The sequence below is a fragment of the Pseudomonas sp. Sample_14 genome (assembly GCF_004307515.1).
GTDB classification, from domain to species: Bacteria; Pseudomonadota; Gammaproteobacteria; order Pseudomonadales; family Pseudomonadaceae; genus Aquipseudomonas; species Aquipseudomonas atacamensis.
The window spans coordinates 64,716-74,119 of record NZ_RCOC01000035.1 but is presented as its reverse complement, the minus strand read 5'-3'; the positions used below and the strand labels follow the sequence as shown (position 1 = coordinate 74,119).

Annotated in this window: 9 protein-coding genes; 2 read left to right on the top strand and 7 right to left on the bottom strand. The window is 59.8% G+C overall.

Annotated elements, in window-relative coordinates; all coding sequences use genetic code 11:
* The 5 genes from D8U61_RS28065 to D8U61_RS07830 form a co-directional block, all read right to left on the bottom strand.
* The coding region (locus tag D8U61_RS28065) for a hypothetical protein (RefSeq protein ID WP_241663606.1) at window positions 1–94 on the bottom strand (94 nt) is incomplete at its 3' end.
* A 202-nt stretch (window positions 95–296) separates the two neighbouring features.
* Window positions 297–1,628 (bottom strand): glutamate/aspartate:proton symporter GltP, encoded by a 1,332-nt coding sequence (gltP, locus tag D8U61_RS07845; RefSeq protein ID WP_130888803.1) that lies wholly within the window; start codon window positions 1,626–1,628, stop codon window positions 297–299.
* A 714-nt stretch (window positions 1,629–2,342) separates the two neighbouring features.
* The gene (locus D8U61_RS07840; protein WP_016772356.1) at window positions 2,343–2,807 is read right to left on the bottom strand and encodes an inhibitor of vertebrate lysozyme family protein; all 465 of its coding nucleotides are present in this window, start codon (window positions 2,805–2,807) and stop codon (window positions 2,343–2,345) included.
* Between the two features lie 2 nt (window positions 2,808–2,809).
* Window positions 2,810–2,974 carry a DUF1328 domain-containing protein gene (locus tag D8U61_RS07835; RefSeq protein WP_003177151.1) on the bottom strand — a complete coding sequence of 55 codons (165 nt, stop codon included), beginning with the start codon at window positions 2,972–2,974 and terminating at the stop codon, window positions 2,810–2,812.
* A gap of 74 nt (window positions 2,975–3,048) precedes the next feature.
* The gene (locus tag D8U61_RS07830; protein WP_016772355.1) at window positions 3,049–3,333 is read right to left on the bottom strand and encodes a hypothetical protein; all 285 of its coding nucleotides are present in this window, start codon (window positions 3,331–3,333) and stop codon (window positions 3,049–3,051) included.
* A gap of 428 nt (window positions 3,334–3,761) precedes the next feature.
* Between D8U61_RS07830 and algB the strand changes: the two genes are divergently transcribed.
* Together algB and D8U61_RS07820 are read left to right on the top strand one after the other, a co-directional pair.
* Entirely contained in the window at window positions 3,762–5,108 is a 1,347-nt protein-coding gene (algB, locus tag D8U61_RS07825; protein WP_024014980.1) for a sigma-54-dependent response regulator transcription factor AlgB, read from the top strand.
* Between the two features lie 10 nt (window positions 5,109–5,118).
* Window positions 5,119–6,909 (top strand): ATP-binding protein, encoded by a 1,791-nt coding sequence (locus tag D8U61_RS07820; RefSeq protein WP_130926712.1) that lies wholly within the window; start codon window positions 5,119–5,121, stop codon window positions 6,907–6,909.
* Here D8U61_RS07820 and D8U61_RS07815 read toward each other — a convergent pair.
* Window positions 6,906–8,519 (bottom strand): EAL domain-containing protein, encoded by a 1,614-nt coding sequence (locus D8U61_RS07815; RefSeq protein WP_130926711.1) that lies wholly within the window; start codon window positions 8,517–8,519, stop codon window positions 6,906–6,908. The two genes, D8U61_RS07820 and D8U61_RS07815, sit on opposite strands and share 4 nt — an antisense overlap.
* 75 nt (window positions 8,520–8,594) lie before the next feature.
* Window positions 8,595–9,377, bottom strand: coding sequence for an N-acetylmuramoyl-L-alanine amidase (locus D8U61_RS07810; RefSeq protein ID WP_130926710.1), 783 nt, complete (start codon window positions 9,375–9,377; stop codon window positions 8,595–8,597).
* Window positions 9,378–9,404: the final 27 nt, after the last annotated feature.

Here is a 9,404-nt window from a genome sequence, read left to right as displayed (position 1 = left end):
CCGCGAAGATCCCGGCGTTGCCGCCGATCAGCCACTGCGCCAGCGCCGACACGGCTGCAACGATGAAGAAGCCAAGCCACAGGCCATTAAGCATCAGTCAAATCCCCCGAAGAATGCGGCGAATGATAGCGGGGTCGCCAGAAACGACAAACCCCGGATTGGTCCGGGGTTCGTTGGTGGGGCGTGCATCAATCACTGTGGGAGCGAGCCTGCTCGCGAAGAGGCCGGCACATTCAACATCTCTGTAGATTGATACACCGTCTTCGCGAGCAGGCTCGCTCCCACAGGGTTTTGCATCAGTTCTTGGAAATTTCGCCAGCCGGCAGTTTTTCCTTGCTGCGCCAGTGCGGCAGGGAGTTCCAGTAGCGCTCGCCCTTGGCGTCGTCGTACATGCCTTCCCAGCGCGCGATGACCAGCACCGCCAGAGCATTACCGATCACGTTCAGTGCGGTACGGGCCATGTCCATGATGCGGTCGACACCGGCGATGAACGCCAGGCCTTCAAGCGGGATGCCGACGCTGCCCAGAGTCGCCAGCAGCACTACAAAGGACACGCCCGGTACGCCGGCGATGCCTTTGGAGGTGACCATCAGCGTCAACACCAGCAGCAGTTGCTGGCTGATCGACAGGTCAATGCCATACAGCTGGGCAATGAAGATCGCCGCAATCGACTGGTACAGGGTCGAGCCGTCGAGGTTGAACGAGTAACCGGTCGGTACCACAAAGCTGCAGATGGCTTTCGGCGCGCCGTAGGCTTCCATCTTCTCGATCACCCGTGGCAGCACGGTTTCCGAGGAGGCGGTGGAGTAGGCCAGTACCAGCTCATCCTTGAAGATGCGCATCAGCTTGAGCACCGAGAAGCCGAACAGCTTGGCGATCAGGCCCAGCACGACGAAGGCGAAGAAGGCGATGGCGACGTAAACCAGGATCACCAGTTTCGCCAGCGGCAGCAGCGAGGCGAAGCCGAAGTTGGCCACGGTCACCGCGATCAGTGCGAACACGCCGATCGGGGCGTAGTTCATGATCATGTGGGTGACCTTGAACATGCTTTCCGAAACGCCCTGGAACATCTTCACCAGCGGCTCGCGCAGGTCCGACTGCAGGCTCGACAGGCCGAGCCCGAACAGTACGGAGAAGAAGATGATCGGCAGCATTTCGCCGCGGGCCATGGCCGCGAAGATGTTCGACGGGATCAGGTTGAGGATGGTTTCGATGAATGCATGTTCATGCTGCACTTCGGCGGCGGTCGCCTGGTACTTCGAGATGTCGACCGTGCCCAGAGTGCTCATGTCGATGCCGGTGCCCGGATGGAACACGTTGGCCAGCACCAGACCGACAACGATGGCGATGGTGGTGACGATCTCGAAATAGATGATGGTCTTCAGGCCGATACGCCCGAGTTTCTTGGCGTCGCCGACGCCAGCGATGCCGACGATCAGCGAGGAAATGACGATCGGGATCACGATCATCTTGATCAGACGGATAAAGATATCGCCTGCCGGTTGCAGGACGTTGCTGATCCACCAGGCCTTTTCAGCACTGAAGTGGTTGAGCAACGAACCAATTGCAATCCCTAGAACCAGACCGATGAGGATCTGCCAGGCGAGGCTGATTTTTGCCTTCTTCATTATCTTTACCCTTACTTGCGTTTGACTCAGGCACATGCAGGAACTGGAACGCTCATCAGCGGAAAAGTCTGTGCATCTGCCTCCGTATAAGGTGCCCCGAAGTGCGTGTTTACGGCTCTTCGGCAGGCGAAAAAAGGCGCAACTATTCCGATGCAAGGTGGCGCCGTCTAATGCCGTAAACGCCTACCCTATGCCTAATCGGCATGAGCTTTTTCATTTGAAACTGGCGTCCCAAGCGGTTCGATTGTGACATTTGTGCCGGCATAAGTGCCGTGAACCGGCCATTACAGCGTAGGCTGGTTAAATTTTGCACAGGTAAAACCGGCGGAAATTTCCGGAAAAAGTCTGAATCGCAAGACTAGAAGTCACACGGAACGAGCGCGATCTTTGTCGATATACGGTCGCCAGGAAACACCGCGAAATGTTTTCCTCGCAGTGTTGACGATTGAAAAAGGAATTTGGCGTGCTGGATCAATGTTTTAGCGAATTCAAAGCCCAGCGCAGATTCGTCAGACCACCGGGTCGACGAACCTGCGGCGCAGCTTTTACCCTGACCCGGCCCTTGCGCAGGTACTCCCTGTACCCGTAGGTCACTCCGACCCTGTATCAGTCAGAACATCCCGGCCCCCTGGTCATGCACCGACCCTCATCGGGCGGTGCAATGGAAAGCAGCGGGGCGCTGCTTTCGTGTTCGAAACCGTTGCGCGTCCTGCGTCAGTACCACTTCGGATCTTTCTTCAGGGTTTCCATCAGCAGATCCTGCATGCCCTGATCAGGTTTGCCGAAGAAGCGATAAGTCGCGTGTCGCGTCGGCGACTTGTCCTGCGGCAGACCTTCCGGCACATCGACCAGCATGGCGTAGGCGTCATCCTTGTCGAAGCTGAAGGCCACGATCAAGCGGTGATTCAGACACTTGTCCTGACTCTCGCAGAGCGGACCGACCAGATACTGATCGCCATCTTCCGTAACGGCATGCATCTGTTGTTCGGAGGTGCCGGACAGGTTGATCACCCATTCCGGTACGCGCTCTTCCTTTTTGATCACGCCTTCCCAGGTTTCACGGTACTGCGCGTCGGAGGCGAGCAGTTCGTTGACCCGGGTCTGGCCGTCATTGGCCGCCATGGCCATGGCACTGCCGCCCAGAAGCAGGGCGGCGGCCAATGTCTTGAGACCGATCATCGTTAACCTCGGCCGCGACGGCCAAAGAAGAAGGAAGCGATGAACATTACCAGGAACACGACAAAGAGAATCTTGGCGATACCCGTGGCGGTGCCCGCGATACCACCGAAGCCCAGAACGGCGGCGATGATGGCAATGATCAAGAATGTAATTGCCCAGCTCAACATGGTGATTCTCCTTACTTCTCTATTTAGGGGTGTTTCCGGTTTCCGGCGCTACGCGCCTGAATGTGTTCAAAGGCTTAGAAAACCCAGCGCTCTTCCCGTGGCAATTGATCCAGCGGTTGCGCCTGGTCGACATCGATCATGTGCATCGAAGCGTTTTCAACCTGGCTGCTGCTCACGGCACTGAAGTGCGTTTGAGTGCTGTGCTGCATCGAAATCAGTGGCTCGGGTTTGCGGCTGTTTTCCCAGCTCATGTACTGCTGGCAGACGATCAGGGTGATCAGCAACGCCAGTACACCGAACAGACCTTGCTGGATCTGCAGTGGCGAAATACGTACTTGGGCGGCGATTGGGCGAGTCATCCTGTGTTCCTCACGCTTGTTCGGTTGGGGCAGTGCTGTTCTGCCCGGGCTGAGTGAGGTATTGCAGCCTGCATGCCAGTTTTTTCATCTGTGAAAAAACCAATAAAAACAATGAGTTATACGTGGTTGAGAAATTTCCTGAGACGCATCCTGCACGATGGCTCTTCTGCGGTCGTGCGCAATGCACGATTATTTCGTGGGAAATTTCGATGATATGGAATTGCTACCGGTACGCAGATGTCAGAAGAGGACGCAGGATCTGCCCTGCAAAACGCAGAATGTTTTAAAACTCAACGAAATCAATGAATTGGCCGTTATGGCAGTAGAGAGCTACCCTCCTATGGCTGGTATCGTTCAGAATCAACCATGCAACTTGCCCGATTTTTCCGGGACTAACCCAAGACTAATCACTATGGAGCGTAGGAAAAATGGAATCTGCCACTGAGCAACAAGGCCGCATTCTGCTGGTGGACGATGAATCCGCCATCCTGCGTACGTTTCGTTATTGCCTCGAAGACGAAGGCTATACGGTAGCCACCGCTAATAGCGCGGCCCAGGCCGATGCTTTGCTGCAACGTCAGGTCTTCGATCTGTGCTTCCTTGATTTGCGCCTGGGCGAGGACAACGGTCTCGACGTCCTCGCGCAGATGCGCATTCAGGCGCCGTGGATGCGCGTAGTGATCGTCACCGCCCATTCGGCGGTCGACACCGCCGTTGATGCCATCCAGGCCGGCGCCGCCGATTATCTGGTCAAGCCGTGCAGCCCTGATCAACTGCGCCTGGCCACCGCCAAGCAGCTGGAAGTGCGCCAGCTCTCCGCGCGGCTCGAAGCGCTGGAAGGCGAGATCCGCAAACCGAAAGACGGTCTCGATTCCCACAGCCCGGCGATGAAAGTCGTGCTGGAAACGGCCCGGCAGGTCGCAAGCACCGACGCCAACATTCTTATCCTTGGCGAGTCCGGCACGGGTAAAGGTGAACTGGCCCGTGCGATTCACGGCTGGAGCAAGCGCGAGAAGAAATCCTGCGTCACTATCAACTGCCCGTCGCTGACTGCCGAGCTGATGGAAAGCGAGCTGTTTGGCCATAGCCGTGGCGCGTTTACCGGCGCCAGCGAAAGCACGCTGGGTCGAGTCAACCAGGCGGACGGCGGCACGCTGTTTCTCGACGAGATCGGCGACTTTCCGCTGACTTTGCAACCCAAGTTGCTGCGCTTCATCCAGGACAAGGAATACGAGCGGGTCGGCGATCCGGTCACTCGCCGCGCCGATGTGCGCATCCTTGCCGCCACCAACCTCAACCTCGAAGACATGGTCCGCGACGGCCGTTTCCGCGAAGACCTGCTCTATCGTCTCAACGTCATCACCCTGCATCTGCCGCCGTTGCGCGAGCGCGCCGAAGACATCCTGACCCTTGCCGATCGCTTCCTCGCACGTTTCGTCAAAGAGTACGCGCGTCCGGCGCGCGGCTTCAGCGATGAGGCGCGCGAAGCGCTGCTCGGTTATCGCTGGCCGGGCAATATTCGCGAACTGCGCAACGTGGTCGAGCGGGCCAGCATCATCTGCCCGCAGGAACGCGTGGAAATCAGCCACCTGGGCATGGCCGAACAACCGGCCAACAACGCGCCACGGGTCGGCGCGGCGCTGAGCCTGGACGAGCTGGAGAAAGCGCACATCGGCGCGGTGCTTGCCACCGCCGGTACCCTGGACCAAGCGGCGAAAACCCTCGGCATCGACGCCTCGACCCTGTATCGCAAACGCAAGCAGTACAACCTGTGAGCACTGCGCGATGAAACTGGCGATCAAGCTGCGCACGCGCCTGTTCCTGAGTATTTCTGCGTTGATCACCGTGGCCTTGCTCGGGCTCTTGCTCGGGCTGGTCAGCGTGATGCAGATGGCCGGGTCACAGGAAGCGCTGGTGCGCAGCAACTTCGTCACCCTGGATCTGGGCCTCAAGCTGCGCCAGACCCTCGGTGATCAATTGATCATCATGCTCGCCGAAAAACCCGATCCCGTTGCGTTCGAAGCGTCCAAACAGCACTACTTCGAGTTGCTCGACCAAGGCATCGCCCAGCAGCGGGAGGGCGATGGCCAGCCTTACGGTTTCCGCCAGGCCAAGGCCGACTACCTGAACTTCCTCGCCTCATTCGACGTGACTGCCGAAGCGGCGAAGAACGCCAGTACCACTGCGGATTTCCGCGAGCGCTTCAACATTCTGCGTAATGGCCTGATTGCTGAGCACAAACATGCGCTGGAAACCATCAACGCGGTCCAACACGCTGCCCGTGAACGCGCGTTGCTGATTGCCGGGCTGCTTGGCCTGGTCGGACTGGCGGTGCTGATCATCGGTTTCGTCACCGCCCAGGGCATCGCCCGACGTTTCGGCGCACCGATCGAAGCGCTGGCCAAGGCTGCCGACAATATCGGCCAGGGCAACTATGACGTGACCCTGCCGATTTCCACGGCCATGGAAGTCAACCTGTTGTCGCGACGCTTCGGCCTGATGGCCGAAGCGTTGCGCGAACACCAAGCGATGAATGTCGACGAACTGTTGGCCGGTCAGCAGCGTTTGCAAGCGGTGCTCGACAGTATCGACGACGGTTTGTTGATGATTGATCGCCAAGGCCAGCTCGAACACCTCAATCCTGTGGCTCAGCGCCAGTTGGGCTGGGAAGACGACCGGCTCGGCCAAGGCTTGGGCACCGCACTCGGGCGCCCGGAGCTGGATGCGCAACTGCAACTGGTGCTGCGCGGCGGCACGCTGGAGCGTGCGCCGGAAGATCTGAGTATCGAAGTCGATGGCGAATCGCGCCTGCTGACCTACAGCCTGACGCCGGTCAGTCATACCCAGGGGCATATTCTCGGCGCGGTGATGGTGCTGCACGACGTTACCGAGCAACGCGCGTTCGAGCGCGTGCGCAGTGAGTTCGTCTTGCGCGCTTCCCACGAGCTGCGCACGCCGGTCACCGGCATGCACATGGCCTTCGGACTTTTTCGCGAGCGGGCCAAGTTCCCGGCGGAATCGCGCGAAGCTGACCTGCTGGATACGGTCAACGAAGAAATGCAGCGTCTGATGCAGTTGATCAACGACTTGCTGAATTTCTCGCGCTACCAGAACGGCCTACAGAAACTCACTCTGGCGCCATGTTCCATTGATGACCTGCTGGAGCAGGCGCAACTGCGCTTTGCCGACGTGGCTGCGGCCAAAGGTGTTGCGCTGAACATCGAGATTCAAGGCCCGCTGCCGAGGTTGCAGGCTGATCAGGCGCAACTTGATCGCGTCCTCGACAATCTGATCGACAACGCCTTGCGGCACACCGCCCGCGACGGGCAGATCCGGCTGCAGGCACGCCGCCATGGCGAGCGGGTCATCATCAGCGTCGAAGACAATGGCGAGGGCATTGCCTACGGCCAGCAGGGGCGGATCTTCGAACCGTTCGTGCAAGTTGGACGCAAGAAGGGCGGTGCCGGCCTTGGCCTGGCGCTGTGCAAGGAAATCGTCCAGTTGCACGGCGGGCGCATGGGCGTTTATTCGCGGCCGGGGCAGGGCACCCAGTTCTACATGGCGCTGGCCGTTTAGGCTTCATCGTCCATACGCCGTCCGGCCAGGCGTCGTCCACGGGTGATCAGTTCAATGAACTGCACGGCGCTCAGTGCGTGAGCGAACAGCCAGCCCTGACCGAACTTGACCCCCTCACTGCTGAGCAGTGCTGCCTGGGATTCCAGCTCGATGCCTTCGGCAATCACTTTCAGATCCAGCGCCTGCGCCATGTGAATGATGTGCGGAGCGACGCCGCTGCTCGCCGCGTCATGGCCGAGCGCATCGATGAACGCCTTGTCGATCTTCAGGCAGTCCACCGGCAAGGTCTGCAGATAGGCGAGGCTGCAATAGCCGGTGCCGAAATCATCGATCAGCACCTGATGGCCGACGTCGCGCAAGGCTTGCAGGTTTTCCCGCGCCACCACCACATCAATCAGGCCCCGCTCGGTGACTTCGAAGGCTATCTGCCGCGCGGCGACACGGTGCAGCGCGAGCAGCCGCGCCATGACCTGGCCGATGCGCGGCACCATGACATCGCAGGCCGCGAGGTTCACCGAGATATACAGCTGCGGATTGGCGCGCAGCAGCTGCCCCAGCTGTTCGAGCAGACGCTGCAAGACGAAGTCGGTCATCTGCCGGATCTGCCCGGTGTTCTCCGCCATGGGAATGAACAGGTCGGGGCTGGTCAGCGTGCCGTCCGGGCGCCGCCAGCGCAGCAGCGCTTCGGCGCCGACGCAGTTGCGGCTGTCGAGATCGAAGATCGGCTGATACAGCACCTGCAACTCACCCCGGCGGATCGCCCCGTGCAGCTCGGCATCCAGCGACTGGCGCTGACGCACCAATAGCAAGGTCAGAAAGCCGACAACGGCCCCGGCGATCAGGCACACCGGCAACAGCCACCACCACACCGCCGGGACGTGCATGCCCGTGCGCGGCGTAATCAGCACCAATTGATATTCCGGGTTGTCGGTGGGCATGCGATAGATCAGCCGCGTTTGCGTGACTTGCAGCGCATCAGGGCTCTTCGGTGGCCAGGGTTCGGTCGGTGGCCAGGTCTGTGCGGTGCCGAGCACCGGAATCGCGCGAGTGCCGTGATCGAGTACCACCAGCAGGCTGCTGCCGGGCGAAAGATCGACCATGTCGGTCAAATGCCCGCGCGAGGTAGCGACACGAAAGTTGCCGCGACCGAGCATCAGCGCCGCGCGGTTTTCATCGGGCTCGGTGGTGGTGTTCAGCCAATAGCTGTAGGTCGGGCCCTGAATGTCCGGCGCGCGCACCAACGACAGACCTTCCTGGCGCGGACGGTTGGAGCAGAACCGCGAGGCGTCCATGTACGCGGCTTCGTAGACGAAGCGGTAGTTGAAGGTGACTTGCTGCAGAGTCGCGATCATTTCTTCGTCGCAGCCGCGCAAGGGCTGGGCTTCAAGGTCGTCGAGACTTTCGCGCAACTGGCCGAACAATTGTTCGAGGCGCGCGAGGAAACGCTCGCCTTGGGCGTTCATTTCCTGGCTCTCGCGCATTTCCAACTGGCGCATCGCCGCGAACATACCGCCGGCGATCAGCAGGCTGGCGCTGAGGACAGCCGCGATCATCGCCAAAAAAACAGGGCGATAAAACCAGCTACGCAGCGTCTCTCGGGTCGCAGCCATAAGGGATTTTCCGAAGAATTACCATGAGTTATAGCTGCTGATTGCGATTTCGCCCTGACCGTCGGGCGGGCGTCATTATTTTGTCTGATTGAGGACCAAAAGAAGTGCTGCGGTTTGCGCATCCGGAGTGCCGTCGAAGCGGGCAGGGCGGTAATGCATCTGGAACGCGGCGAGGACGTGGCGCGTGGCGACGTCCAGCTCGCCGGTCTGCGGCGTGTCGTAACCCAGACGCGCGAGTTGCGCCTGGAACCAGCCGATCTCCGGCAACGGGTTGCTGTTAAAAATAGCCTGCTGACGCGCCACCGCTTGCTCGTTCGGCCACAGGCCAAGGCCTTCGGCGGCGAGACGTTTCCAGGGGAACAGTGGCCCCGGATCAAGCTTGCGCAACGGCGCGATGTCGCTGTGACCGATGATGTGCCGCGGGCTGATGCCGTTGCGTTTGCTGATGTCCTTGAGCAGGGTGATCAACGACTGGATCTGCGCTTCGCTGTACGGATACCACAGGCGCCCGGTCGGGGTGTCCTTGTAGCCGGGATTGACGATTTCGATGCCGATGGAACTGGAGTTCAGCCAGGTACGGCCCTGCCACTGACTTTCGCCGGCGTGCCAGGCGCGCTGGTTTTCGTCCATCAGCTTGTACACGGTGGCGCTCTTGTCATCGCCGATCAGGTAATGGCTACTGACGTCGCCATGGGTCAGCAATTGCAGCGAACGCTCCAGCGACGCCGAGGTGTAATGCACCACAACGAACTGGATGCGGCTGTCGTAATTGGCCGAAGGGTGGCTGGTGTCATAGCGCGGACCGCTGGCGCAACCAGCGAGGACGAGCAGCGAGGCAACAAGGGCAAGGAATTTCATGGCAGAGGACGATACGCTGAAAACGAT